Origin of the sequence: Corynebacterium aurimucosum (assembly GCF_030408555.1) — a bacterium.
GTDB lineage: Bacteria > Actinomycetota > Actinomycetes > Mycobacteriales > Mycobacteriaceae > Corynebacterium > Corynebacterium aurimucosum.
The window spans coordinates 956,924-982,266 of the sequence record NZ_CP047048.1 but is presented as its reverse complement, the minus strand read 5'-3'; the positions used below and the strand labels follow the sequence as shown (position 1 = coordinate 982,266).

Sequence of the window (25,343 nt, the reverse complement as noted above, 5' to 3'; positions counted from 1 at the left end):
ATTCACCCCTTGACAGCACGCAGGTGGGCGTCGTGAAGAGCCAACGCACTGCTTGTCGACGACCAGCAGGTCTGCACTTCCAGGTCTGTACTTTTGCCAACACTGAGACCAACTACATCGCTAGCGGGCCGTGCCTACGAGAAAATCGAAACGGTTAGGCCTTCGCCTCCGGCGTCGCATAGGGGCTGCGAGAGGAGTCCACCACCTGTCCGGCGTGTGCGGAGTGGGCGGTGGTGGTTTGGTCGAAGACTAAGGCGGCTGGCTTCACACGCACGTCGGGCTTCTCGCCTTTGTTGACCATGACGTACTGCCCCATCATTCCCTCATCCTCATGCAACAGCATGTGGCAGTGGTACATGTACGGGATGGTCTTATCCGGGAAGTGGCCGAACTCCACCAGCAGGCGTGCGGTCACCTTCGGCGGAAGGTTGACAATGTCTTTCCACCCAGAATTGAAGACATCCATCTTCTCATCGCCGTCCCAATCCAGAACCTTGAAGCGGGCGTTGTGGATGTGGAAGTTGTGCGGCCAGTCGGAGTTCTCATTGGTCACGGCCCAGATCTCGGGGGCGTCGTGGTCAATGACGGTATCCACCCGGGCCATGTCCATCTGCTCACCGTTAATCATGAAGGTGTTGAGCACGAACTCACGCTCTTCAAGGCCCTGCGTGGACGGGGTCTTCGCCGCAGCGGGGTCAAGCGTTGCCGGCAGGGCGGGGGCGTCGGGCGCGGACTCTTCCGGCCCGGAAATGGTGAGCAGGTCGAAGGAATCTTGGAAGCCGAAGTCGGCCGCATCCTTGTCTTTGGGCACCCCGAAGTTATCCTTGCGCGGCACCGAGCGCAGCTGCACTTCTTTGCTGGGCTCCAGGTCCACGATAATTTCGGCGCGCTCGCCGGGGCCGAGGAAGAGGGAGTCGACTTCCACGGGGGCGTCGAGAAGCCCCGTGTCCGTGGCGATGACGTGGAAGGGGCCGTTTGTAAGCTCCAGTGTGTAGAAGCGCATCGAAGCGCCGTTGAGCAGGCGCAGGCGGACCCGGCGCGTGGTGGCGTCGAAGCGCGCATTGGTGATGCCGTTGACCAGAGGCGTGGTGCCCAGAAGGCCCAGGGTGTTATCGCTCTTTTCATCAATCTGGCCGTCATCGGTGAACTTGGCATCCATGATGACTACCGGGATGTCATCGACACCGTAGTCCTGTGGAATGTCGAGGTCATCGGCAACATCATCGTCGATAAGGAACATGCCCGCCAACCCGCGGTAGGCATGCGTGGCCGTGGCCATGTGCGGGTGCGGGTGGTACCACAGCGTGGCCGCGGGTTGGATGATCTCCCACTCGGGCTTCCAGGTCTTGCCCACCTCAATCGGCGAGTGCGGGCCGCCATCCGAGTAGGCCGGCAGCTTCATGCCATGCCAGTGCACCGTGGTCATTTCAATAAGGTCGTTGGTGATCTCCGCGCGGACTTTTTCACCGCGGCGGGCGCGCAGCGTGGGCCCCAGGAAGGCGCCGTTGAAGCCCCACGTCCGCGTGCGGTCGTTGCCGGGGAGGATCTCCGAGTAGCCGTCTTGGGCGGTGAGCTTGAATACGCGTGTGCCGTCGACAACCTCTCCTTCCTCCACGGGTGGGATGGGCAGAGCGCGCGGCTCGCCGTCGTAGCCCAGCGGCTCCGGCTGATTCTTCGATCCCGAGGCGGAACAGGCGCTCAGCCCCATCACGGCGGCACCGGCGACAGTGAGCACGGAACCCTGGACGAACATACGGCGGGATACTGTAGGGCGAGCGGAGATAGACATGCCTCCCAGGATAGAGATCAGGTGAACCTTAGGGCCCAGATAAGGCCGAGCCGGGCTTAAGATCACAGTCATGGCTTCGCGTTCTGCATCTCCCCACGGCTCCTCACCCTCCAACGAGTCCGCCAATGCCCGCCGCTTCGTCTGGTCGAACGGCCTGCAGGGCGTGGGCGATCAATTGCTCTCTGGAAAGACAGTCCTGCCCTGGCTGTTCAGTGTGGCCGGGGTCCCAGGCTTCTTCACCGGCCTGCTGGTGCCCTTGCGCGAGTCCGGTTCCATGCTCCCCCAAGCCGCCTTGACTCCGTGGGTGCTCACCCACCCAGCTCGCAAACGCCTGTGGGTGCTGGGCTCGGTGGGCCAGGGTCTGTGCGCGGCGATCATCGCGGCGGCTGCCGTGCTTGTCGAAGGCCCCCTCCTCGGCCTCATCGTCTGCCTCGCCCTTGCGGCGCTTGCCGTACTCCGCGCGCTGTGTTCGCTGACCGGCAAGGACGTGCAAGGCCGCACCATCTCCAAGGGGCACCGCGGAGTGGTGACCGGTCGCGCTACACAGCTCGGCGGCGCAGTCACCCTTATTACTGGCGTCATCCTCGCTGTACTAGGTGAGCTCCCGCGCTGGGGTTTGGCGGCGTTGCTGGCCATCGGCGCAGCCACGTGGTTCCTGGCGGCAGCGGTCTTTCGCGGCATCGAGGAGCCGGTGCCAGAAAACTCCGGCCGGGAAGGTATGAACCGCAGCTGGTGGAAGGATACCTGGCAGCTATACACCCAGGATGCGCGCTTCCGCAGCTTCGTCAACGTTCGCGCCCTGCTGCTGGTGTCTGCCCTATCCACCTCCTTCATCGTGGTGCTTTCACAGAGCATCGGCTCGCAGGCTTTGAGTGGGCTCGGTGGCTTCGTCTTGGCCTCGGGCTTGGCCAGCCTCGTGGGCGGCCGTGTATCCGGTGTGCTCTCTGATAAGTCGTCGCGCTTGGTCATGTCCTGGGCCGCAGGTGCCGCGGCGATCATCTTGCTGGCCATCGTGGCCTGTGCGGCGTGGGCACCGACAGCGGTAAGCATGTGGGCGCTTCCCCTCGGATTCTTCCTGGTCAACCTGGCGCACGCTGCCATTCGCGTGGCGCGCAAGACCTATGTGGTGGATATGGCGGGCGAGGATAAACGCACCCGCTACGTCGGAGCCGCGAACACCATGATGGGCGTCATCCTCCTCGTGATCGGCGGTATCTCCGCCGTGATCGCTTTGGCTGGCCCCTCGGCGGCCATTTTGTTCCTGGCCTGCATCGGGCTACTTGGAGCATGGCGTGCCCGCGCACTTCCGGAGGTATCACGCGGAAAATAGAACGTACGCGTTATGATGAAAAAAGTAAGTCCTGACATCCCCAATCACAGGAGAAGCACACACTCGTGGCTGAAGTAACTAACTGCGCCGCCATCGTCCTTGCAGCAGGTGCAGGTACCCGCATGAAATCCTCAACCCAGAAGACGTTGTATGAGATTGGCGGGAGGTCACTTCTCGGCCACGCCCTCCACGCAGCCGCTGGCCTGCACCCAGAGCACCTCGTGGTCGTCGTGGGCCACCAGCGCGACCAGGTCTCCCCTGCCGTCGATGCCATCTCCGAGGAGCTGGACTGCGCGGTCTCCCAGGCCATCCAGGAAGAGCAGAACGGTACCGGCCACGCCGTGCAGTGCGGCCTGAGTGCATTGCCTGATTTCGATGGCACCGTCATCGTGACTAACGGTGACGTTCCCCTGCTACGCCCGGAGACCCTGCGTCAGCTGCATGAGGCCCACACCGGCGAAGCTAACGCCGTGACCGTGCTGTCCATGACTCTGGAGGATCCCACCGGTTACGGCCGCGTGCTGCGCGCCGAGGATGGTTCTGTCACCGCCATCGTGGAGCAGAAGGATGCCTCCGAAGAGCAGCGCGCGGTGCGCGAGGTCAACTCCGGCGTCTTCGCATTCGATGGGGCCGTGCTTCGCGACGCCCTGACGAAGCTCAACTCCGATAACGCCCAGGGTGAGCTCTACATCACCGATGTGCTGGAGATTGCCCGCGAGGCCGGCCACCGAGTCGGTGCGCACGTTGCTGCTGATCCGGAGGAGCTCTCCGGTGTCAACGACCGCGTGCAGTTGGCCGCGGCCGGCCGCCTTCTCAACCGCCGTGTGGTCGAGGAAGCCATGCGTGGCGGCGCCACCATCGTTGATCCCGATACCACTTGGATCGGCGTCAACGTGACCATTGGCCAGGACGTTGTCATTCACCCCAATACCCAGTTGTGGGGTGCGACGACCATCGCCGATGGCGCCGAGATTGGCCCCGACACCACCCTGACCAATATGCAGGTCGGAGCAGGCGCCAGCGTGGTGCGCACGCACGGCTTCGACTCCGTCATTGGCAGCAATGCGCAGATTGGCCCGTTCACCTACATCCGCCCCGGCGTCATCGTGGGTGAAGAAGGTAAGCTGGGCGGCTTCGTCGAGGCGAAGAAGGCCCAGATTGGCCGCGGTACCAAGGTTCCCCACCTGACCTATATCGGCGATGCCACCGTGGGTGACTACTCCAACATTGGCGCCTCCTCCGTCTTCGTCAACTACGACGGCGTCAACAAGCACCACACCACCATCGGCAGCCACGTGCGCACTGGTTCGGACACCATGTTCATTGCTCCCGTTACCGTCGGTGATGGCGCCTACTCCGGTGCGGGTACAGTGATTAAGGACGACGTTCCCCCGGGAGCGCTCGCGGTCTCCGGCGGCAAGCAGCGCAACATCGAAGGTTGGGTGCAAAAGAAGCGCCCGGGCACGCCGGCAGCGGAAGCAGCCGACAAGGCACAGGACGCCAAGGCTGACGACCAGACCACTAAATAACGACAAGTAAAGGGATATCTACTGATGACTGGCAAGGTTACCGGCAGCAGCAAGAACATGATGCTCTTCACCGGGCGCGCTCACCCGGCGTTGGCTGAGGCTGTGGCCAAGGAGCTCAAAACCGATCTGGTTCCGACCACCGCCCGCGATTTCGCCAACGGTGAGATCTTCATTCGCTTCGAGGAGTCCGTCCGTGGTGCAGACTGCTTCGTGATGCAGTCCCACACCCAGCCGCTCAACAAGTGGCTGGTAGAGCAGCTCATCATGATTGACGCGCTCAAGCGCGGCTCCGCCAAGCGCATCACCGCCATCCTGCCCTTCTACCCGTACGCACGCCAGGACAAGAAGCACCTGGGCCGCGAGCCTATCTCCGCCCGCCTAGTGGCAGACTTGCTGGCCGCTGCCGGTGCCGACCGCATCGTGTCCGTGGACCTGCACACCGACCAGATTCAGGGTTTCTTCGATGGCCCGGTTGATCACATGCACGCGATGCCGATCCTGACCGACTACATCAAGTCCAAGTACCCCATGGACAACCTGGCCGTGGTCTCCCCCGACGCCGGCCGCGTGAAGGTGGCGGAGAAGTGGGCACACGAGCTTGGTGACGCTCCACTCTCCTTCGTTCACAAGACCCGCTCTACCACCGAAGCCAACAAGACTGTGTCTAACCGCGTCGTCGGTGACGTGGAGGGCAAGGACTGCATCCTGCTCGATGACATGATTGATACCGGCGGCACCATCGCGGGCGCAGTCCGCGTGCTCAAGGAAGCCGGCGCCAAGTCCGTGGTTATTGCCTGTACCCACGGTGTCTTCTCCGACCCGGCTCGCGAGCGCCTGTCCGAGTGCGGCGCTGTCGAGGTCATCACCACCGATACCCTGCCGCAGTCCACCGAGGGCTGGGACAACCTTACGGTGCTGTCCATCGCCCCGCTGCTGGCTCGCACCATCCACGAGATTTTCGAGAACGGTTCTGTGACCACGCTGTTTGAGACTCACTAGATTTGGTTCTGCGACAACGCTGCTGCTAAAATCTTGTGCGTCTCGGCGAGGGAGAAATCCGTTATCGACGCGATAGCACAAGTTAAGCAGTGAATCTTGTATTTAAGCCTGCGATGACTCGTCCAAGACGTCCATCGGCAGGCTTTTGTCGTATCTACACGGTCCTTCAACAGCCCTTGCCGCACAACGATACTTTTAAGGAGATTTACTTATGGCTTCTGAGCGCCCCGTAGTGAAGGCTGAAGTCCGTTCTGAGTTTGGCAAGGGCTTCGCTCGCCGTCTGCGCGCTGCCGGCAAGGTCCCGGGCGTTGTCTACGGCCACGCCGTCGACGTTCTGCACTTCGCCGTTGACCGTCTGGAAATGACCGCAGTCGTCCGTAACCAAGGTGTTAACGCCGTGTTCGAGCTGGAGCTCGAGGGCGAGCAGCACCTCGTCATGGTCAAGCACATCGACCAAAACGTCCTGACCTTCGACATCGACCACATCGACCTGCTCTCCATTAAGCGTGGCGAGAAGGTTGAGGTTGAGGTTCCGCTCGCCATCGAGGGCGAGCCGGCTCCGGGCCTCATGTTCATCCAGGATGCCGACGTGCTGCTGGTCGAGTCCGACGTACTCAACATTCCGGAAGAGATCGCCGTGTCCATCGCGGGTCTCGAGGATGGCACCGTGGTCACCGCTGGCGACATCACCCTGCCGGAGGGCACCACCCTCGTGGCCGAGGAAGACACCGTCATCGTCTCCATCTCCGAGCCGGAGGTTGATGAGGACGTCGAGGCTGCTGCTGAGGCTGCCGAGGAAGGCGGCGCTGAGGCTGGCGCCGAGTCCACCGATGAGGGAGCTTCCGAGGAGAAGAAGGACGAGGAGTAAATCCTCCCCCCTCACCTATTTAGCGCACCGCGCCTGGCCCCTGCTTTCCTGGGGGCGGGCGCGGTTCGCCGTTTTAGCCCTCGCGCTGTTTAGAATGGGCAGCGTGACTTCTTCTCCCTTTCTCGTCGTTGGTCTAGGAAACCCCGGACCGAAGTACGCCGGTACCCGCCACAACATTGGCTTTGACGTGGCTGATGAACTAGCCCACGAGCTGCTGACTTCCTTTTCCGTTCATAAGAAGACAAACACGGATGTCGCCGAAGCACGGCGTGGGGACACCAAGGTGATCGTCGCCAAGCCGCGCAGCTTTATGAACTTGTCCGGCGGCCCCATCAAGGCCCTTGCCCAGTACTTCAACGTTCCGCATGATCACATCATCGTTGTCCACGATGAGCTGGAGCTTGACTTCGCCGCCATCAAGCGACGCCTCGGCGGCGGGGACCACGGCCACAATGGCCTGCGCTCCACCACGAAGTCTTTGGGCACTAAGGACTATCAGCGACTTTCAGTGGGCATCGGCCGACCACCTGGCCGAATGGACCCAGCCGCGTTTGTTCTCAAGCCGTGGAGCAAACAGGAAGCCCAAGAGATTCCCATCGTCTGTGCTGATGCGGTGGATGAGATTCTTCGCGCGTTAGACTAGCCGGCATGAAGCTCGCTACTCTCCGCACCAGTTTTGGCACCTGCGCTATCCGTATTGACGGCCCCAACGTGGGCACCGAACTGGATTTTGAGGATGTCGGCGAATTGCTGGCCAGTCCAGACTGGCGTAAAGCCGCGCAGCTCTCCGGCGAGCCGGTGGTTTTTGACAACGCCGACCTCGCCCCCGTCCTCCCGAACCCGGGCAAGATTATCTGCGTTGGCGTCAACTACGCCAAGCATGCGCGGGAGATGGGGAGAGAACTTCCCACACAGCCCACGCTCTTCATCAAGTTCCCGGAGGCTCTGACCGGCCCCTTCGACGATGTCTATATTCCGGACTATGCCACGAAGAAACTGGACTATGAAGGAGAGCTCGCCGTAGTCATGGGCCGCCGCGCGCACCAGGTGAGCGTGAAAGATGCGCTGGATTACGTGGCCGGCTATGCCATTATGAACGACTACACTCTGCGCGATTATCAGCGCGCAACCACGCAGTTCCACGCCGGCAAATCCTTCTACCGCACCGCTGGATTTGGACCATGGTTGACCACGGCTGATGAATGGGCCCCGGGCAAAGCCGCACGGCTTAGGACGAGCGTCGACGGCGACGTGCGCCAAGATGACAACACTGATGATCTCATCTTCTCCGTGGCCGAGCTCATCGCCTTCTGTTCCTCCCTCTACCCTCTTAATCCGGGCGATGTCATTGCCACCGGCACCCCGGAAGGCGTGGGCTTCGTGCGCGGTGAACAGGCGCTGCTGGGCGACGGCTCCCGCACCCGCATCAGCATCGAAGGTCTTGGGGAAATCGAAAACATCACGCGCTTCGGTGAGCCACCCGCTGCTGGTGGCTGCGGCGAAGGCTGTATCTGTCACGGCCGTTAACATTCATCTATATCCAGGATCTTCAGCGAAAACTGACAGGCTTCGTTAGGGTGGGGCACCACACTTGCCCGACCGACCAAGAAGGATGAGCCCTAATGACTCTTCGTTCCCGCTTCACCGCCGCCGGCCTTGCTCTCTGCACCAGCACCGCGCTGGTTGCCTGTTCTTCGGATAAAGAGGCCGATCCCGCCCCGACGCCGACTCCCGCGCCTGTGGAAACCGTGACGGAAACAGCCGCAGCGACAGACACGGATGCGGACGACGATGACCGTGATGACGATCGCGACGATGCCGATGCTCAGCAACCTGCGGACACGGCTGGCGCTGGGGCCACTGGAAACACAGAAAACTCCGGGATGCTCAGCGGCGACGAAGCATTCGAGAAAGCCTTAGCCCACGCCGGCGTTGATGCCCAGGCCGTCACGGAAAAGGAAGTCGACTACGACGATGGCGACGACGGCAAGGGCCCGCACTGGGAGATTGAATTCAAGGCCAACGGCCAGGAACACGAGCTGGATGTCGACGCCGCCAGCGGAGCGGTAACGCAACACGAGGTTGACTGATCACAAGCTCCATCAGACTCACATTTCTAACCCCCGCGGTTAGTCATTTTCCCAGCTAAGGGGTAAATTTAAAGGTATGAGTTCACAGTCTAAGAAGTCTGCCACCAAGCCGCCGAAGCTTGACAAGCAAGCCTATGAGGACGAGCTTAAGCGCCTCCAAGCCGAGCTCGTCGAGATGCAGCAGTGGGTCGTTGAGACCGGTGCCCGCGTGGTCATCATCATGGAAGGCCGCGACGCCGCCGGCAAGGGTTCGGCCATCAAGCGCATTACGCAATACTTGAACCCGCGTACGTGCCGCATCGAAGCGCTACCCAAGCCCACCGACCGCGAGGCGGGCCAGTGGTACTTCCAGCGCTACGTTGAGAAGCTGCCCACCGCTGGTGAGATCGTCATCTTCGACCGTTCCTGGTACAACCGCGCCGGCGTGGAACGCGTCATGGGCTTTTGCTCCCAGCAGGAGTACGTGCGCTTCCTCCACCAGGCCCCGCAGCTAGAGCACATGCTCATCGAAGATGGCATCATTCTGCTTAAGTACTGGTTCTCCGTCTCTGACGAGGAGCAGCTCGCGCGCTTTAAATCCCGCCGCAACGATCCGCTGCGCCGCTGGAAGCTCTCCCCCATGGACCTGCAGTCCATCACCCGCTGGGAAGACTACTCGCGTGCCAAGGACGAAATGTTCGTCCACACGGACACCCCCTCCGCCCCCTGGTACACGGTCGAATCCGAGGATAAGAAGCGCTCACGCATCAACGTGATCAACCACATCCTCAAGATGGTTCCCTACCAGCACGTGGAGCAAGACGTACCGGAAATTCCGAGCCGCCCCGAGCTCGAGGCCGAATACGTCCGCCCGCCGCGCAACGACTTTGCCTACGTCCCGGATGTCGCAGCCGACTTGGAGCGTGCCAAGGTCAATGGCAACGGCAAGAAGCAGGGCAAGAAAAAGAAGGCCAAGAAGGACAAAAAGAAGAAGTAGTCCTCCCCTCAAGCTTCAGGCTTGAATCCCCCCACTGGGTGCGCCACTGGCCCACTCACATACTGCCCGAGCTGACGAAAGATGGCCGGATTTTTCAATCTGCGCCGCTACTTTTGGCAGAACGGGCAGTTCCGTATCTAAGAAGGGGATGAGCCGGAAGCCGAGCAGAACCCTAAAACAGCGAAACACCGCCCACGCCATGCAGCGCGGGCGGTGTCTGCGTTTTAGTGCTTAGAGCTCAGAGACGTCAACGCGCTTCGGGTAGACCACCGGGCGGGCACCGGCGATGTCCTCGACGATGCGGATGACCTGGTTGGAGTAGCCGAACTCATTGTCGTACCACACGTAGAGCACAAGGTGCTTGCCGGAGGAGATGGTGGCGAGACCATCGACCACACCGGCGTGGGTAGAGCCCACGAAGTCAGAGGACACAACTTCCGGAGAAGCGATGTAGGAGATCTGCTGGCGCAAGTCAGAGTGCAGGGACACGTTGCGCAGGAAGTCATTGACCTCGTCGCGGTCAGCTTCCTTCTCCAGCTCGAGGTTGAGCACAGCCATGGACACATCCGGGGTGGGAACGCGGATAGCGTTACCGGTGAGCTTGCCCTCGAACTCCGGCAGAGCCTTGGACACGGCCTTGGCTGCACCGGTTTCTGTGAGCACCATGTTCAGGCCAGCTGCGCGACCGCGGCGGTCACCCTTGTGGAAGTTATCGATGAGGTTCTGGTCGTTGGTGAAGGAGTGTGCGGTCTCCACATGGCCATGAACCACGCCGTAGCGGTCGTTGATGACCTTGAGCACTGGGGTGATGCCGTTGGTGGTGCAGGATGCGGCGGAGAGGATCTGGTCGGAGTCCTCGATGTCGCCGTGGTTGATGCCGTAGACAATGTTCTTCAGATCGCCCTTGCCCGGAGCGGTGAGCAGCACGCGAGCCACACCCTTGGACTGCAGGTGCTGGGACAGTCCCTCACGGTCGCGCCACACACCGGTGTTGTCGACGACGATGGCGTTGTCGATGCCGTACTTGGTGTAGTCAATGTCCGCCGGGTCATTGGCATAAATCATCTGAATCTTGGTGCCGTTGGCCCAGATGACCTCGTTCTCCTCGTCAACAGCGATGGTGCCGTTGAAGGCACCGTGGACGGAGTCACGGCGCAGGAGGGAGGCGCGCTTGAAGATGTCAATGTCGCCCTTCTTGCGCACGACGATAGCGCGCAGGCGCACGCCGCCGTAGGCAGCCTCGCGGGCGATGAGGATGCGAGCCAGCAGGCGGCCGATGCGACCGAAGCCGTAGAGAACGACGTCGGTGGATTCCTTATCCACACCGGCACCGACGAGATCGACGAGGGTCTCCTCGAGGTAGTTGCGCAGGTTATCGGAGCCGGATTCCTCGAAGCCAGTGGCCAGGCGGCCCAGGTCAATGGAAGCGGTGCCCAGGTTCATCGAGCACAGTTCCTTGAGAATAGGCAGGGTCTCTGCGGTGGAAAGCTCGCGCTCAGCGATGCGGCGGGCGTAGCGGTGCGCCTTGATGATGTCGATGTCGGTCACGCCGATGAGCAGGCGGCCGTAGATAGAGGTGACAACGTTGTTGTTGCGGTGCAGCTGGTGGATGAGCGGGATCATCTCTTGGGCCAGCTCCAGGCGCTCGTTCCAATCCTCGTGCCCAATGTGCGCGTTCGAAGTCACGTGCTTTGTATCCTTTACTCGTCAAAAAGGGTGTAAAACTCTGTCCATCCGTAAATATTAACCCTTATTCATGCCCGTTTGGGTGTAGTTGCGCGAGGATCTCCGCCACACTACCCCCGCCGATTTTCTCCAAGTCGACGCCCACGAGGCAATAGTCCACGTCGGCGTCGAGCTGCGCACGACGCGGTTTCAGTAGCGCGTTGAGATAGGGGTAGACCAAAGGCAGGTCCGGGTGTGCCCGTGTGTAGGCGGTCTCCAGCCCGCGGGCATAGCGTCCGGAGAACGCGCGGGTGGAAACCGTTTGGCCACCGCGGCGCAGAAGTCCCCGGTTGTGCTCACTCGTCCCGGCCTCCTCGGAGAGCAGGAAGGCGGAACCACAGCTGACTGCTTTTACCCCCGGCCAGGCCAGGGCCGTGGCAACATCCTCTGCGGTGCGCAGACCACCCGCGGCAATGAGTGGAAGGTCCGTGACCTGGTGGACCGCCGCGACAAGTTCTTTAAGTGGGCGCTGATCCGGTTCCGCACCCGGGTCCCACACGCCGCGGTGCCCGCCCGCTTCAGGCCCCTGCACGCACACAACATCGACGCCGCGGGCACCCGCGGCTTGCGCCTCCTCGGGGGTGGTGACCGTGGTCCACGCCTCTGCCCCAGCGGCATGGATGCGTGCGATCTCTTCCTCACTAAAGACGCCGAACATCGACCACAGCACCGCTGCCCCGCCCTCCAGCGCGGCCTCGAACTTGTCCTGCCAGCCGAAGTTTAGGGAGACGTCGCCAAGCACGGCGCCCCCTTCCGCAGCGAGGGACTGCGCAGCCGCGAATTCCGTTTCGGTCAGTGCGCGCTGCGGGTGAAAGATATTGACCCCGAAACGCGTGCCAGCACATGCAGCGATGGCCTCCCGCGCGGCGTCGACGGAACAAGTTCCCAGCCCCAACGCGCTGAAGGAACCGGCGGCGTCGGCGGCGGCCACCAGTTCAGGCGTGGTGGGCCCGCCCGCCATCGGGGCAGGTAGGACGGGGCAAGTGATAGTCTCAAGAAGTTGACTCATGGTTACCCAGCCTAAAGAAAACCATCAAGGGAGTAGTTGTGTCTGCCATCCGTGACTTTTTCACCCGCCTCTTTGGCCGCGCCGGCGAAGCACCGAATAAGAAAACACAGAAGGCCGCCACCTCCGGATTAAACCCAGCGGATTTAAGCGCCGAGTGGCTCATCGTCGGCTTAGGCAATCCCGGCGCGAAATATGCCGCAACCCGCCACAACGTGGGGTACATGGCGGTGGATGATCTCCTCGCCGAATCTGGTGACATGCTTGAGCCTGTCACAGGGCACCAACTCAGCGCTGCACAGCTTGAGCTCGGTGGCACGAAGGTCGTGGCGCTACGCTCACACACGTATATGAATCTCTCTGGCGATCCGATCGCCCCGCTGGCCACGCAGCTGGGGGTTGCGGCCGAGAACATCATCGTCATCCACGATGAGCTCGACCTGCCCGTCGGCAAGGTGCGCATTAAAAAGGGCGGTAACGAGAACGGCCACAACGGTCTGAAGTCGCTGAGCGAGCGCCTGGGCACGCGCGATTACCTGCGCGTGCGCATCGGTATCGGGCGCCCGCCGAAGGGTGGTTCCATCCCGGACTGGGTGCTCGCGCCTGTCGATGCCAGCGCTGAGCTCGATTCCACCATCGCCACTGCCGCTGAGGCCGCACGCCTCATCGTGACTGAGGGCCTCACCAAGGCCCAGCAGGAAATCCACTCCCGGGCGAAATAAACCCCGGCGCGACCACGCTCAACGTCCTACACTGTCCAAGTATGAGCCGCACGAGCCACAGCCTGCCATCGCATAACGACCCTCGAACTATCGTCATCACCGGCGCCTCGGACGGCGTGGGCGCGGCCGCTGCCCGTATCCTTCACCAGCGCCGCCCGCAGGATTCGCTGGTTCTAGTAGGCCGCAATCCGGAGAAGACGCAGGCTGTGGCCGAGGAGATCGGCGCTGACTTTCATGTGGCCGATTATGAGTCTTTGGGCCAGGTGCGCCGGCTCTCCGAGGAGCTGAGCCAATACCCGCAGATCGATGCCTTGGGCAATAACGCCGGCGGCATGTTCGACGGCCCTTTTGCCACCGCCGATGGCTTCGAGCGCACGTGGCAGATCAACGTCGTGGCCCCGTTTCTGCTGACCTCCTTGCTGCGCGATACGCTGCGTGCCAGCAACGCCACCGTGGTGCAGACCGCCTCGTTGGCCAACATGCTGTATTCCTCTTTCGACCCCGGTGACCCGAATACCTTTGAAAAGTTCAGCGCCGAGCGCGCCTATGGCAACGCCAAGTTAGGCGATATTCTGTTGACCCGTTACCTCGACTCCCACGGGCTTACCTCCGTGGCCTTCCACCCGGGCATTTTGAATACTGGCTTCGGGCATAACTCAACGAGCAGGACGAGCAAGCTGTATTCGACCACTGCGGCGAAATACGTCTTGGGCAAGGCGGACAAGGGTGGGGAGAACTTGGCCTACTTCCTCAGCGGCACACCAGGCATCCATTTCAACTCCGGCGAGTACTACAACCAGAAGCGCAAGCCAGGCCTGCAGCGGCCGATTGCGAAGAAGCTCTCCGTGGCCCGGCGCATCTTTGATGATCTGGGCCGCCAGCTCAATGTGGAGTGGTAGCAGCCAGCGGCTAAACTAGCCCGCATGAGTATTGCCTCCGAAGCTTCCCGCCGCCGCACATTCGCCGTCATCGCCCACCCGGATGCTGGTAAGTCCACGCTAACGGAGGCGCTGGCGCTGCACGCGCACGTCATCAACGAGGCCGGCGCGGTGCACGGCAAGGGCAACCGCAAGTCCACGGTCTCTGACTGGATGGAGATGGAGAAGGAACGCGGTATTTCCGTGGCCTCCTCCGCGCTGCAGTTCGAGTACGCGCCCGAGGGTCATGAGGGCGAGCCCTACATGATCAACCTGGTGGATACCCCGGGCCACGCGGACTTCTCGGAGGATACCTACCGCGTGCTCACGGCGGTGGATGCTGCTGTCATGCTTATCGACGCCGCCAAGGGCCTCGAGCCCCAGACCCTCAAGCTCTTCCGCGTGTGTAAGGCCCGCGGCCTACCAATCATCACGGTGATCAACAAGTGGGACCGCGTGGGACGGGAACCGCTGGAGCTTGTCGACGAAATCCTCAACGAAATCCAGCTGCAGCCCACCCCGCTGTACTGGCCGGTGGGTATCGCCGGCGACTTCCGCGGTCTAGCCCACATTAATGATGATGGTGAGGCTGACGAGTACGTGCACTTCCTGCGCACCGCTGGTGGTTCCACCATCGCCCCGGAGGAGCACTACGAGCCTGCGGAAGCCGCCGCGAAGGAAGAGGATGCTTGGGAGACCGCTGTGGAGGAAGCGGAGCTACTGGCCGCGGACGGCGCCCTGCATGACCAGGAGCTCTTTGAGCAGTGTGTGACCTCCCCGCTCATCTTCGCTTCCGCGATGCTGAACTTTGGCGTGCACCAGATTCTGGATACGCTGTGCGCGATTGCCCCGGCTCCGCGCTCCCGCGATTCGGATCCGCAGGCCATCGAGGCCGCTACCTCCGCCATCGATGAGGTCCGTGAGGTCACCGATGAGTTCTCGGGCGTCATCTTCAAGGTGCAGGCAGGCATGGACCGCAAGCACCGCGATAACTTGGCCTTCATGCGCGTGGTTTCCGGTGAGTTTGAGCGCGGTATGCAGGTCAACCACGCCCAATCCGGCCGCAGCTTCTCCACCAAGTATGCGCTGACGGTCTTTGGCCGCACGCGTGACACCGTGGATACGGCCTACCCGGGTGACATCGTAGGCTTGGTCAACGCCGGTTCCTTGGCACCAGGTGACACGATTTACACCGGCAAGAAGGTGCAGTTCAAGCCCATGCCGCAGTTCGCTCCAGAGGCTTTCCAGATTTTGCGTGCAAAATCCTTGGGCGATTACAAGGCCTTCCGCAAGGGTTTGGACCAGCTGGCGGCAGAAGGCGTGGTGCAGATTCTGCGCAACGATACGCGCGGCGATGCCGCCCCAGTCATGGCCGCGGTGGGCCCCATGCAGTTCGAGGTCATGCAGGCCCGCATGGAGATCGAATACAACGTGGAGACCATCACCGAGCCCATCCCCTACTCGGTGGCGCGCCGCACCGATGCCGAGTCCGCGCCCGAGCTGGGCCGTCAGCGCGGCGTGGAGATCTTCACCCGCAGCGACGGCGAGCTCATCGCACTCTTTGGTGATAAGTGGAAGCTGGCCTTCATTGAGAAGGAGCACCCAGAGCTCACCATCGAAACACTCGTGGCGGATTAACTTTCACGCCCTTGTTGGGTGACCCACCCGACGGTACGATTGGATAGAAATTCGTACACCAATAGGTAGGTCACCATGAGCTCTCCACTCACCGGACTATCCGTCCTCTTCCTCGGCGGCATCGGCCCCGGCCCATTTGCCGCGATGATGCTTGCGGATATGGGCGCTAGCGTTACCCGCGTGGTCCGCCCAGGAAATCCTCCCGCTGTGGTCCCGCACAGCGTCCTCTACCGCGGGCAAGAAGTTCTAGAGGCAGACCTCAAGGATCCAGCAGACGTCGACAAGCTGCGTGAGCGCCTAGCCACGACCGATATCCTCATCGAAGGTTTCCGCCCCGGTGTCACTGAGCGCCTTGGTCTAGGCCCAGAGGAGGTGCAGGCGATCAACCCGGCGCTGGTCTACGGGCGTATCACCGGCTGGGGCCAATCCGGCCCGCTCGCCCACACTGCCGGCCACGACATCAACTACATCGCGGTCTCCGGTGCGCTGCACCCCATCGCGGCAAGCGACGGTACTCCTGTTCCACCGGTCAACTTCCTTGGGGATTTCGGCGGCGGAGCGATGTACCTGGTAACAGGCCTTCTGGCGGGCGTGCTGCAGGCAAAGAATACCGGCCGGGGCTGCGTGGTGGATGCCGCTATTGTCGATGGTGCCGCCAACCTCACCGCCATGCTGCATGCCTTCCGCGCCGAAGACCAGTGGCAGGAACGCGGGACAAACCTTCTAGACGGAGGCGCTCCGTTTTATAGCGTGTACCGCACGGCTGATGATCAGTGGATGGCCGCCGGTGCCATTGAGCCGCAGTTTTATGCGCTCATGGTGAAAGGACTCGGCCTTGAAGAGGAACTAGACCGCTACGAGCAGAACGACCGCGACGCGTGGCCAGCCATGAAGGAGATCATCGCGCGGCGTTTTGCGAAAAAGACCCAAGCGGAATGGATCGAAATCTTCCGCGGTAGCGATGCCTGTGTCACCGAGGTTGTCTCCCCCGAGCACGTTCTGGAACACCCGCACCTTGCCGCGCGCGACACTTATGTGGACGCCAAGGGCTACACGGAGCCGGCCGCGGCGCCACGCTTTCTCTAGCTCAGTTTTCTAACTAAGGCCCGGGATGAGCGCGTTGATGCCGAGCATCAACGCCAGCGTTGCCAGCGGGATAACGATGGTCACCACGGCAACATCCTTATAGGACAGACGGTGCGTCATACCGCACACAATCAACATGGTGAGTACCGCACCATTGTGTGGCATGGAATCGAAGGACACCGAGGCCATCGCAGTCACGCGGTGCATCAGCTCGAGGCTGATCCCCTGTTCCGTCGCTAGCTGGGCGAGCTGATCACCCAGGGTCTGCATCGTGATGGATAGACCACCCGAGGAGGAGCCGGTAATACCGGAAATGACGGCGGTAGACACCGTGGAGACCACCAAGGCATTATCGGAGATCCCCATCATGTTGCTTTTAACCACGCTAAAGACCGCCAGGGCTGCAATCACCGCGCCATAGCCCACCTCCGAGGCCGTGGTCAGGCACGGCAGAATAGCGTTCTTGGCGCCATCGGAGAATTCCTTAACGGACTCGGCCGCCCGCTTCGGGAACATCGCCACGATGACAAACACCGCGCAGGCCAGAGCTACCGTCGGCGACCAAATACCCAACAACGAATCGAGGTCGGTCTCACCGTATTTCTCTTCGCCAAGATAAGACGTATCCAGAACCTTGGACACGCCGTAGACCATGGCGAAGTTCACCGCGATGACAACGGCGATGGGAACCAGGCCCAACAATCCCTGCACGTGGACGGAGGGTTCAGTTTCTGCCCGAGCATGAGTAGATACTCGGCCACCGGAGTTGGTGTCAAAGGATTCTCCGCCGATTTCTACGCTGGCTTCTTCCCCGCTGTCGCCGATTCCCTCAGGTGTTTCGATGACCTTGCCGTCAGCATCGAGCGGCTCAAATGTTTCCCCACCCGCGCGCAGGGTGCGCACGCGGTACTCCAGCCACGCGGTTCCCACCGCCAGCATGATCGCAGAAGAGATGAGACCGAAGCGGGGTGCCGCGTAGACGTTGGTACCGAAGTAACTGGTGGGGATTGCGTTATGGATCTGCGGCGAACCGGGAAGCCCGGCCAGCGCGAAGGTGATGGTTCCCAGCGCAATCGCTCCGGGCATGAGCCGTTTGGAAATCCCAGATTCCTTAAACAGGGCGGTCGCGATGGGCACGATGGTAAAAGCCACAACCCACGCAGATACACCGCCATAGGTGAGCAAGGCTGTGGCGACGACCGTCGAGAACATCGCGCGCTTTGGCCCGAATAACGCGGTAATCCCGCGAGCTAGGTACCGGGCAAGCCCCGTGGAAGTCATGAGGAAGCCGAAAATCGCGCCGAAGAGGAAGAGCGGGAAATACTTGGTCACGAAGTTTCCGGCTGCCGGCATAAAGATCTGGGTATAGGTAGCCAGGATCGGCTCCCCAGAGAAAACCACCGCGATCAAGGCCGCGAAGGGGGCGACGACCACCACGGAGTGCCCGCGGTAGGCCATCACGACGAGGAAAATCAGGGAAAGAACCACCCCGATGAATGAGATAACCATAATTTCTACCTCACTGTCTTGGTCATCTGAGGCAAGAGGGCGAATCACCCTTCCTGCGCATGCGTCGCCGGTACCATGTCCTCTATGGAGGAGAAAACAGCTTCGACGCGGGAGAGAATTCTCGAATGTTCACGCGAGCTTTTCAGTGAGCGGAGCTTCTCACAGGTCTCAATGAAAGACATCGCGGAGGAAGCGAATGTTTCTGTCGCGCTGATTGTGAAGCACTTCCACAACAAGGAAGGGCTCTTTGAGGCCACGGTGGATTTCACTGCTTCCTCGGCAGCGCTCTTTGCCGGTCCCTTCAGCGAATTAGGCCGCACCGCGGTGGTTGAAACCCTTACTGCTCCACACAACGCGCCCTACTCCATGGCCCGGACTATTTCCGTGGCGAGCGGTGACTATCAGACGCTCGGCGCCATTGGTAAGAGAATTAAATCCGACTTGCTGGAGGTCTTGGCTTCTCGGATTCGTGAAGAGTCCGGGAAGCACTCGCCTTCGCCGGAGCTGCGGGCCCAATCCGCGCTGGCCCTTCTCATGGGACTGTCGTTCATGCGGCGTTTTGGTGATACCGAGTTTGCGGCCTTTCCTACCGAGGAACTCATCGAGTACTATGCCCCGCTGCTCCAGGGCATCCTCGACGGTGGCCAAGCGCCCTAGCGCTCTCAGCAGGCTAGAGCGCCTAGGAGGCCTTAGAAGCACTTAGGAGCGCTTAGGCTGTTCCTTTGGAACGAACTTCGGAAATGATGGCGGAGAAGTCGAGGCCGCCGTGGCCTTCGTCCACAAAGGAGGAGTACTGCTCCTCCGCAATCCGGCCCAGGACAGTGTCGGTCTTGGTGTCTTCCGCCGCGGCCATGGCCAGTTTGAGGTCCTTGAGCATGAGAGCGGCGGCGAAACCTGGCTTGAAATCGTTGTTCGCCGGTGAGCTCGGCACGATATCCGGAACCGGGGCGTTGACAGACAGCGACCACGAATTGCCGGTGGCGTTGGAGACGACGTCGTAGAAGGCTTGGTGATCCAACCCCAAGCGCTCGCCGAGGACCAGGGCTTCAGCTAGGACAATTTGTTGGACCGCGAGGATCATGTTGTTGCATGCCTTGACCGCTTGGCCGTTGCCGATGTCACCGCAGTGGGTGACTGACTTGCCCATGATGTCGAGCAGCGGTTTGACCTTCGCAAAGTCTTCGGCTGTGCCGCCGACCATGAAGGCGAGCGTTCCCGCTGCCGCCCCGGCGATGCCGCCGGAGACTGGTGCATCAAGAAAGGCGGAGCCAGCCTTGCCCACCGTCTCCGAAAGCTCACGTGCCTCCGCGACCGCGATGGTGGAGACATCAACGTAGGTCTTTGCATCCTCGTTGGCTGCGAGGACCGACTCGATGACCTGCTTGACCAGCCCACCATTAGGCAAACTGGTAAAGACTACCTCGGCGCCCTGCGCGGCTTCCTCCGCGGTCTCGATGATGGTGACGCCCTGCTCGGCGGCGCGCTCCCGAGCCTCTTCCACGACGTCGAATCCGCGGACCTCATGCCCGGCCTCCGCCAAGTTGACGGCCATAGGGCCGCCCATGTTGCCCAATCCGATAAACGCGATAGTCGTCATTGTGTTCTCTCCTTACATGACCGGCATGGTGAACTGAGGACCTGCGGACTCATCATTAGGCCAGCGCGAGGTGATGGTCTTAGTCTTGGTGTAGAAGCGGAAGGAATCCGGTCCGTGCTGGTTGAGGTCGCCGAAACCGGAGGCCTTCCAGCCACCAAAGGTGTGGTAGGCAATCGGCACCGGAATCGGAACGTTGACGCCCACCATGCCGACCTGGACGTTCTTGCAGAAGTCGCGGGCCGCGCCGCCGTTCTGGGTAAAGATGGCGACACCGTTGCCGTAGACGTGGTCGTTGGGGTAAGACACGGCCTCTTCCAGGGTTTCGGCGCGGACCATGACCAGCACCGGGCCGAAGATTTCCTCGCTGTAGACGGACATGTCGGCGGTAACGTTGTCGAAGAAGCTCGGGCCGGAGTAGAAGCCGTCCGCGAGGGAATCCTCGTTATAGGTCTTGTCAGACATGTCCAACTCGCGGCCGTCGGCAAGCAACGTGGCTCCTGCCTCCACGCCCTCGGCGATGAGCCGGTGTACGCGATCGCGTGCCTCTGCCGTGACCAAGGGGCCATAGTCGGCCTCAGGATCGAGGCAGTGGCCTACCTTAAGTTCTGGAATCTTGGCCAGGATGGCATCGCGCAAACGGTCTGCCGTGTCCTGTCCCACGGGGACTACCACGGACAGGGCCATGCAGCGCTCACCCGCGGAGCCGAAGGCAGCGCCCACGATGGCGTCGGCGGTGGCGTCAATGTCGGCGTCGGGAAGCACGATGGCGTGGTTCTTCGCACCGCCGAAGCACTGAGCGCGCTTGCCTGTGGCCGCGCAGCGCTCGTAGATGTACTGCGCAATCGGGGTGGAGCCGACAAAGCCCACGGCCTTGATGGTGTCGGAGTCGAGGATGGCATCGACTGCCTCCTTGCCTCCGTGCACCACGTTGAGAACACCGGCCGGGCCGCCTGCCTCAATGAAAAGCTCCGCTAGGCGTACCGGTACGGAGGGGTCGCGCTCAGAAGGCTTGAGTACGAAGGCGTTGCCCGCTGCCAGTGCCGGGCCGGCCTTCCACAGCGGAATCATGGCCGGGAAATTGAACGGGGTAATACCGGCGACCACACCAAGTGGCTGGCGCATCGAGTAGGTATCGATACCGGTGCCAACCTCCGAAGAATACTCACCCTTGAGCTGGTGCGGGGCGCCAAGCGCGAACTCCAGCACGTCGACGCCGCGCAGGACGTCTCCCTTAGCATCCGGGAAAGTCTTACCGTGCTCCAAGGAGAGCTGCGTGGCCAGTTCATCCATGTTCTCGTGGATGAGACGGATCCATTCCATGATGATGCGGATACGCTTCTGTGGGTTTAGTGCTGCCCAGCCTGGCTGAGCCTTCGCGGATTCCGCGATGACGCTGTCCACATCGGCCTTGTTCGCCAGAGCGACGGCGGCCTGCTCCTTGCCGGTCGAAGGGTTCAGGACGGGCTGGGTGTTGCCCGACGTCCCCTCGAACGTTTCTCCATTGACATAGTGATACACAGTGCGCATGGCGCGTCTCCTTCCTGGAACCTCCGGCTCCTTCTATGGCTTGGGTCACACACTAACCGCAGTCCACAGCCGCACGCCATGGATAATGAGACATAACACACTATTCACCCCCTAGAGTGAGTTGACATACACGCTTTGTCCTGCACTTTCCCCATACGCCTCCCCTCGAAGTAGTGGGGTGAATGCCATTCACCTGGCCTGTGCCCGAGAAAGCGCGGGCTAAGGTGATGACATGGACCACACGGAGCAGCCTGCGACCACCACCCCCGACGGGCCCGGACTAACGAGCTGGGAAGCCGATGTCATCCTCAACGATGGCGATATCGCTACCTTGCGTCCCATCACGCCGGGCGACCGCGATGCCATTCGCGTTTTCTATGATCGCGTCTCGGATCAGTCGAAGTATCTGCGCTTCTTCGGCACGCACCCCACGCTGACCGACGATGATCTTGACCGCTGGCTCCATACAGACGGCTATGACAAGGTCACGCTCGTCATGGTGGAGCGCGGCAGTATCGTGGCGGTGGCCGGATACTCCATTGTCGAACAGTTCTTGCCGGCGCGCGTGGGCGATGTCTCCTTCCTAGTCCAGGATTCCCACCACGGCAAAGGCGTAGCCAACATCCTTCTTGAACACCTGGCGGAGATCGGACGCGAAGGAAAAGTGGAGCGCTTTTTCGCAGAGATGCTCACCCAAAACCGCAGGATGGTGCAGGTCTTCGTGCGTGCAGGCTACTCCGCGAAGCCGGAGCTTGAGGATGGATTCATTCGAGTGGATTTCCACATCGCTCCGAATGAGAATTCCCGCGATGTTATGGAACGCCGCGAGCTGCGCGCCGAAGCCAACTCAATTCACCGTTTGCTCACCCCAAGCTCCGTGGCGGTGGTTGGCACGCTCTCCAGCCAGCAACTGGGCAGCGCCGGCTTCACTGGTTCACTGCATCACCTGCACAGCGTCGATGAACTCCATGACCTTGCTGAACCGGTAGACCTCGTTGTCATCGAATTTCAAGGGCGTGGCGGCGCCAACGTCATGGAGGCGGCTGCCGCCGCAGGCGCTAAAGGGGTCATCGTCATCTCTCGCAGCCAGAACCCTAACCTTTCGCGCGAGGAGGCCCGCGACATCGTACTCGCGGCTAGGGACTACGGTCTGCGCGCCCTCGGCCCCGCTGCATTGGGCCTCATCAACACCGATGACTCGGTTCGCCTCAACGCAAGCCCCGCGCCCATGCCACGGGCCGGCCAAGTAGGACTCTTTACCCAATCGGCTGGCGTGGCGACACTGGCTCTATCCCATGCGCTGCAACTTGGCTGCGGTTTAAGTAACTTCATCGCCGCTGGTTCCTTCGCCGATGTCACCGGCAATGACGTTATGCAGTTCTGGAGCCAAGATGAAAACACACGCATCTGTCTGTTGTCCCTCGACTCGATAGGTAACCCACGTAAGTTCTTCCGCGTTCTGCGTCGCCTAGCGCTGGACAAGCACGTCGTGGTGTTTCTGCCTTCGCGCGCGCTGAAATCCGCCCGGCACTACGCAGTCGATGGATTGTCTGCGGCCAGTCCGGCCGCACTGGATGAGATCATCCGCTACACCGGAGCCATGGTGGTCACCAGCCGCGATGCCATGCTTGACATCGCCCAGCTCCTCGCGCGCCAACCCGTGCCGCAGGGCCGTCGAATTGCCGTGATGTCGAATTCCTCTGGACTCACCGCGCAGATGGAGCAAGCAGCCTGGCGCTTCGGGCTACGCCCGCGCGCTACCACCGTCGTCGACGATCCCGCTCCCGCCATCACTGAGGAGGCACGGCGGGCTTTGGCGGACCCGAATATTGACGCAGTGCTGTGTGCCGTCGTAGAAGTCGGCGAGTTTATCCTCAAGGATGCTTATTCAAGTTTGTCGCAGCTGGCATCCACGACGACGGATACCCCGCTTATCGCCAGCTTTGTTGGCTTCGACGTCCCCGATTTCCGCACCGCTCCGGGCCCAGAGAAACCCGGCCAGCTGCCGGTGTTTGACACCTATGCCGACGCCATCGAAGCATTAGCGACCATCATCGATAACGAACGCCGACGCGCCCTCGCCCGCCCCAACCCTGCCGATGAATTCGCCACCAGCGAGGGTCTGGCTGAAGCACGCGGGGTCGTTGCGGAGGTGCTTCTGGATTCGCCCACCGGGAGGTGGACAACCGATGAGGAGTGCGCGCGAATTCTGAGCGCCTATGGCATCGACATTGTTCCTTGGAATCCGGTCAGCACCCTTGAGGAGGCCATTGCGGCTGGGCACGAGTATGGATGGAATGTGGTCCTCAAGTGCACCTCGCAGATAGTGCGGGGCCGCTCGGAACTTCCCACTGTCGTGCGCAACATCCATGACGAGGAGTCCATGAAGCGCGCGTGGAGCACCATCACTCAACTCACGCGTGATCTCCACTTAGGCGAGGATCCTGCCATCTTGATACCGGTGGTACAGCGCATGGTCACGGCGGGCGCCTCCCTTACTCTGCGGGCCATCGAAGATCCCGTTGTGGGCCCGATGGTTTCTGCAGGTTTCTCCGGACTGCCCTCGGATCTGTTGGGGGACGTCGAGTGGCGCGTGCCTCCGCTACGCCGAACGGATGCCCTGGACATGCTCAGCTGCTTGAAGGCCTCTCCCCTGTTGACCGGCTATCGCGGTACCAAGGCCGCCAAGCTACATCGCGTCGAAGAGGTCATGATGCAGCTGGCACAGCTCAAAGACGACATTGCCGCACTCGTTGACATCGAGCTCTCCCCTGTCATCGCCGGGGTGACACAGACTGATGTGGTGGGGGCCCGCATGCGCATCGCCCCGCTGGGTGATGTCCGCGATCCCCTCGCGAGGTCCTTGTCATGAGTCAGTCAAAACCGCTGCTTTTCGCTTCGGAGGAAATGTACCGCTACTCGCTTGGTCCAGAGCATCCGATGGGGCCGGACCGGGTCGCCGCGGCGATGTCACTGGCTCAGCACTTCGGCGTGCTCGAGGAATTCGATATCGAGTGCCCCGACCCGCTGAACACCTCACACTTGCAGCTCGTGCATAGCCCCGACTACATCGCCGCCACCCGCGCCGAGGTGCCCACTAAACGTTTCGGTCTGGGCACCGAAGACAACCCGATTAGTCATGGCTTGTCGACGGTCGCCGCGCGCATCGCCGGCGGTACCCTAGCGGCCGCACGGGCTGTGTGGGAAGGCCGCGCACCACGCGCAGTCAACCTATCCGGCGGGCTGCACCATGCTTTTGCCGATTCCATGTCGGGGTTCTGTATGTACAACGATGCCGCGATTGCCATCCGGTGGCTGCTGGCTCACGGTGCCCAGCGCGTGGTCTACCTGGATTTAGACGCTCACCACGGCGACGGCGTGGAGAAGATCTTTTGGGACGATCCCAACGTGCTCACGATTTCAGTGCATGAATCGGGACTATATCTCTTCCCCGGCACGGGCTATGCGCACGAGATTGGCGGGCAGGGCGCGGAAGGTACCGCCGTCAACGTGGCCCTGCCCCGTGGGGTTACGGATGAGGAATGGCTGCAGGTGGTCCACGCCATCGTCCCTCCACTGCTCAAGAAGTTCCGCCCCGATTTCATCATTTCCCAACACGGCGCGGATCCGCACCGTTCGGATCCCCTTGCTGACCTAGAGCTCACCATCGATGCGATGGCCCAGGCTTACCGCTCGGTGGCGGTGTGGGCGCAGCAGTTTGCGGCTGGGCGGTGGGTCGCCCTCGGTGGCGGTGGCTATCGAATCGATGCCGTCGCACGCGCGTGGACGCATGTACTCGCCGCGGCCGCCAATGTGGAGCTCACTGCCTCCTCCCGGATGCCAGGCGGCTGGGAGGGCTCCCCTATTTTGGGCGATGAGGGCGCGAGCGCCACCATCGAGGACTTCGACCCCACCAAGGTCATGGCAGAGAGGCCGCACGCAGCGCTGGTGCAGACCACGCGCGCCATCTTCCCCTACTGGGGTTTACCTGCTTATGGTTAGACCCCGCGTGAGGCCTTAGCACTGAATACGCGG

21 protein-coding genes are annotated in these 25,343 nt (G+C 61.6%); 15 read left to right on the top strand and 6 right to left on the bottom strand.

Features of this window, described 5'->3' with window-relative positions:
* Positions 1 to 154: 154 nt before the first annotated feature.
* Complete coding sequence (locus tag CAURIM_RS04645) at positions 155 to 1,789, bottom strand: multicopper oxidase family protein (RefSeq protein ID WP_201828454.1); 1,635 nt, start codon at positions 1,787 to 1,789, stop codon at positions 155 to 157.
* Between the two features lie 70 nt (positions 1,790 to 1,859).
* Between CAURIM_RS04645 and CAURIM_RS04640 the strand changes: the two genes are divergently transcribed.
* From CAURIM_RS04640 to ppk2, 8 genes are all read left to right on the top strand, one after another.
* Positions 1,860 to 3,119, top strand: a complete 1,260-nt coding sequence (locus tag CAURIM_RS04640; protein WP_201828455.1) for an MFS transporter — start codon at positions 1,860 to 1,862, stop codon at positions 3,117 to 3,119.
* Between the two features lie 65 nt (positions 3,120 to 3,184).
* Complete coding sequence (glmU, locus tag CAURIM_RS04635) at positions 3,185 to 4,648, top strand: bifunctional UDP-N-acetylglucosamine diphosphorylase/glucosamine-1-phosphate N-acetyltransferase GlmU (protein WP_201828456.1); 1,464 nt, start codon at positions 3,185 to 3,187, stop codon at positions 4,646 to 4,648.
* 24 nt (positions 4,649 to 4,672) lie between these two features.
* Positions 4,673 to 5,647: a ribose-phosphate diphosphokinase gene (locus CAURIM_RS04630; RefSeq protein WP_070529220.1), complete on the top strand. Its 975-nt coding sequence runs from the start codon at positions 4,673 to 4,675 to the stop codon at positions 5,645 to 5,647.
* A gap of 211 nt (positions 5,648 to 5,858) precedes the next feature.
* On the top strand, positions 5,859 to 6,515 hold the full coding sequence (locus tag CAURIM_RS04625; protein WP_201828457.1) for a 50S ribosomal protein L25/general stress protein Ctc: 657 nt from the start codon (positions 5,859 to 5,861) through the stop codon (positions 6,513 to 6,515).
* A 94-nt stretch (positions 6,516 to 6,609) separates the two neighbouring features.
* The gene (gene pth, locus CAURIM_RS04620; RefSeq protein ID WP_201828458.1) at positions 6,610 to 7,158 is read left to right on the top strand and encodes an aminoacyl-tRNA hydrolase; all 549 of its coding nucleotides are present in this window, start codon (positions 6,610 to 6,612) and stop codon (positions 7,156 to 7,158) included.
* A 5-nt stretch (positions 7,159 to 7,163) separates the two neighbouring features.
* On the top strand, positions 7,164 to 8,042 hold the full coding sequence (locus CAURIM_RS04615; RefSeq protein WP_201828459.1) for a fumarylacetoacetate hydrolase family protein: 879 nt from the start codon (positions 7,164 to 7,166) through the stop codon (positions 8,040 to 8,042).
* A 95-nt stretch (positions 8,043 to 8,137) separates the two neighbouring features.
* A complete protein-coding gene (locus CAURIM_RS04610; RefSeq protein ID WP_236659295.1) occupies positions 8,138 to 8,605 on the top strand; it encodes a PepSY domain-containing protein in 468 nt (155 codons plus the stop codon).
* Positions 8,606 to 8,681: 76 nt separating this feature from the next.
* A complete protein-coding gene (gene ppk2, locus CAURIM_RS04605) occupies positions 8,682 to 9,581 on the top strand; it encodes a polyphosphate kinase 2 (RefSeq protein ID WP_070710711.1) in 900 nt (299 codons plus the stop codon).
* Between the two features lie 231 nt (positions 9,582 to 9,812).
* Here the strand turns inward: ppk2 and CAURIM_RS04600 are convergent, their stop codons facing one another.
* Both CAURIM_RS04600 and CAURIM_RS04595 read right to left on the bottom strand, forming a co-directional pair.
* Positions 9,813 to 11,267 (bottom strand): glyceraldehyde-3-phosphate dehydrogenase, encoded by a 1,455-nt coding sequence (locus tag CAURIM_RS04600; RefSeq protein WP_201828460.1) that lies wholly within the window; start codon positions 11,265 to 11,267, stop codon positions 9,813 to 9,815.
* Positions 11,268 to 11,331: 64 nt separating this feature from the next.
* Positions 11,332 to 12,315: a nitronate monooxygenase gene (locus CAURIM_RS04595; protein WP_201828461.1), complete on the bottom strand. Its 984-nt coding sequence runs from the start codon at positions 12,313 to 12,315 to the stop codon at positions 11,332 to 11,334.
* Positions 12,316 to 12,353: 38 nt separating this feature from the next.
* Between CAURIM_RS04595 and pth (CAURIM_RS04590) the strand changes: the two genes are divergently transcribed.
* The 4 genes from pth (CAURIM_RS04590) to CAURIM_RS04575 all read left to right on the top strand — a co-directional run bounded on the left by pth (CAURIM_RS04590) (position 12,354) and on the right by CAURIM_RS04575 (position 16,675).
* Positions 12,354 to 13,034 carry an aminoacyl-tRNA hydrolase gene (gene pth, locus CAURIM_RS04590; protein ID WP_070730983.1) on the top strand — a complete coding sequence of 227 codons (681 nt, stop codon included), beginning with the start codon at positions 12,354 to 12,356 and terminating at the stop codon, positions 13,032 to 13,034.
* Positions 13,035 to 13,075: 41 nt separating this feature from the next.
* A complete protein-coding gene (locus CAURIM_RS04585) occupies positions 13,076 to 13,933 on the top strand; it encodes an SDR family NAD(P)-dependent oxidoreductase (RefSeq protein ID WP_201828462.1) in 858 nt (285 codons plus the stop codon).
* A 24-nt stretch (positions 13,934 to 13,957) separates the two neighbouring features.
* The gene (locus CAURIM_RS04580; protein ID WP_070646236.1) at positions 13,958 to 15,589 is read left to right on the top strand and encodes a peptide chain release factor 3; all 1,632 of its coding nucleotides are present in this window, start codon (positions 13,958 to 13,960) and stop codon (positions 15,587 to 15,589) included.
* A 75-nt stretch (positions 15,590 to 15,664) separates the two neighbouring features.
* Complete coding sequence (locus tag CAURIM_RS04575; protein WP_201828463.1) at positions 15,665 to 16,675, top strand: CaiB/BaiF CoA transferase family protein; 1,011 nt, start codon at positions 15,665 to 15,667, stop codon at positions 16,673 to 16,675.
* A gap of 9 nt (positions 16,676 to 16,684) precedes the next feature.
* Here CAURIM_RS04575 and CAURIM_RS04570 read toward each other — a convergent pair whose 3' ends face one another.
* Positions 16,685 to 18,184, bottom strand: coding sequence for a GntP family permease (locus CAURIM_RS04570; RefSeq protein ID WP_201828464.1), 1,500 nt, complete (start codon positions 18,182 to 18,184; stop codon positions 16,685 to 16,687).
* Positions 18,185 to 18,259: 75 nt separating this feature from the next.
* Between CAURIM_RS04570 and CAURIM_RS04565 the strand changes: the two genes are divergently transcribed.
* On the top strand, positions 18,260 to 18,841 hold the full coding sequence (locus CAURIM_RS04565; protein WP_070447129.1) for a TetR/AcrR family transcriptional regulator: 582 nt from the start codon (positions 18,260 to 18,262) through the stop codon (positions 18,839 to 18,841).
* A 52-nt stretch (positions 18,842 to 18,893) separates the two neighbouring features.
* On the opposite strand, the gene mmsB is transcribed toward CAURIM_RS04565, so the two are convergent.
* A complete protein-coding gene (gene mmsB / locus CAURIM_RS04560) occupies positions 18,894 to 19,781 on the bottom strand; it encodes a 3-hydroxyisobutyrate dehydrogenase (protein WP_070447131.1) in 888 nt (295 codons plus the stop codon).
* A gap of 12 nt (positions 19,782 to 19,793) precedes the next feature.
* Positions 19,794 to 21,308, bottom strand: coding sequence for a CoA-acylating methylmalonate-semialdehyde dehydrogenase (locus tag CAURIM_RS04555; RefSeq protein ID WP_070710703.1), 1,515 nt, complete (start codon positions 21,306 to 21,308; stop codon positions 19,794 to 19,796).
* 232 nt (positions 21,309 to 21,540) lie between these two features.
* On the opposite strand from CAURIM_RS04555, the gene CAURIM_RS04550 reads away from it, so the two are divergent.
* The gene (locus CAURIM_RS04550) at positions 21,541 to 24,180 is read left to right on the top strand and encodes a GNAT family N-acetyltransferase (RefSeq protein WP_201828465.1); all 2,640 of its coding nucleotides are present in this window, start codon (positions 21,541 to 21,543) and stop codon (positions 24,178 to 24,180) included.
* The gene (locus CAURIM_RS04545) at positions 24,177 to 25,310 is read left to right on the top strand and encodes an acetoin utilization protein AcuC (protein WP_201828466.1); all 1,134 of its coding nucleotides are present in this window, start codon (positions 24,177 to 24,179) and stop codon (positions 25,308 to 25,310) included. The genes CAURIM_RS04550 and CAURIM_RS04545 overlap by 4 nt, the downstream gene beginning before the upstream one ends.
* The last annotated feature ends 33 nt before the right edge of the window (positions 25,311 to 25,343 follow it).

Coding starts and splice junctions, on each gene's coding strand:
- CAURIM_RS04645 (WP_201828454.1), bottom strand. CDS start 1,789: ATGTCTATCTCCGCTCGCCCTACAGTATCCCGCCGTATGTTCGTCCAG.
- CAURIM_RS04640 (WP_201828455.1), top strand. CDS start 1,860: ATGGCTTCGCGTTCTGCATCTCCCCACGGCTCCTCACCCTCCAACGAG.
- CAURIM_RS04630 (WP_070529220.1), top strand. CDS start 4,673: ATGACTGGCAAGGTTACCGGCAGCAGCAAGAACATGATGCTCTTCACC.
- CAURIM_RS04625 (WP_201828457.1), top strand. CDS start 5,859: ATGGCTTCTGAGCGCCCCGTAGTGAAGGCTGAAGTCCGTTCTGAGTTT.
- pth (WP_201828458.1), top strand. CDS start 6,610: ATGGGCAGCGTGACTTCTTCTCCCTTTCTCGTCGTTGGTCTAGGAAAC.
- CAURIM_RS04615 (WP_201828459.1), top strand. CDS start 7,164: ATGAAGCTCGCTACTCTCCGCACCAGTTTTGGCACCTGCGCTATCCGT.
- CAURIM_RS04610 (WP_236659295.1), top strand. CDS start 8,138: ATGACTCTTCGTTCCCGCTTCACCGCCGCCGGCCTTGCTCTCTGCACC.
- ppk2 (WP_070710711.1), top strand. CDS start 8,682: ATGAGTTCACAGTCTAAGAAGTCTGCCACCAAGCCGCCGAAGCTTGAC.
- CAURIM_RS04595 (WP_201828461.1), bottom strand. CDS start 12,315: ATGAGTCAACTTCTTGAGACTATCACTTGCCCCGTCCTACCTGCCCCG.
- CAURIM_RS04585 (WP_201828462.1), top strand. CDS start 13,076: ATGAGCCGCACGAGCCACAGCCTGCCATCGCATAACGACCCTCGAACT.
- CAURIM_RS04580 (WP_070646236.1), top strand. CDS start 13,958: ATGAGTATTGCCTCCGAAGCTTCCCGCCGCCGCACATTCGCCGTCATC.
- CAURIM_RS04575 (WP_201828463.1), top strand. CDS start 15,665: ATGAGCTCTCCACTCACCGGACTATCCGTCCTCTTCCTCGGCGGCATC.
- CAURIM_RS04570 (WP_201828464.1), bottom strand. CDS start 18,184: ATGGTTATCTCATTCATCGGGGTGGTTCTTTCCCTGATTTTCCTCGTC.
- CAURIM_RS04565 (WP_070447129.1), top strand. CDS start 18,260: ATGTCCTCTATGGAGGAGAAAACAGCTTCGACGCGGGAGAGAATTCTC.
- mmsB (WP_070447131.1), bottom strand. CDS start 19,781: ATGACGACTATCGCGTTTATCGGATTGGGCAACATGGGCGGCCCTATG.
- CAURIM_RS04555 (WP_070710703.1), bottom strand. CDS start 21,308: ATGCGCACTGTGTATCACTATGTCAATGGAGAAACGTTCGAGGGGACG.
- CAURIM_RS04550 (WP_201828465.1), top strand. CDS start 21,541: ATGGACCACACGGAGCAGCCTGCGACCACCACCCCCGACGGGCCCGGA.
- CAURIM_RS04545 (WP_201828466.1), top strand. CDS start 24,177: ATGAGTCAGTCAAAACCGCTGCTTTTCGCTTCGGAGGAAATGTACCGC.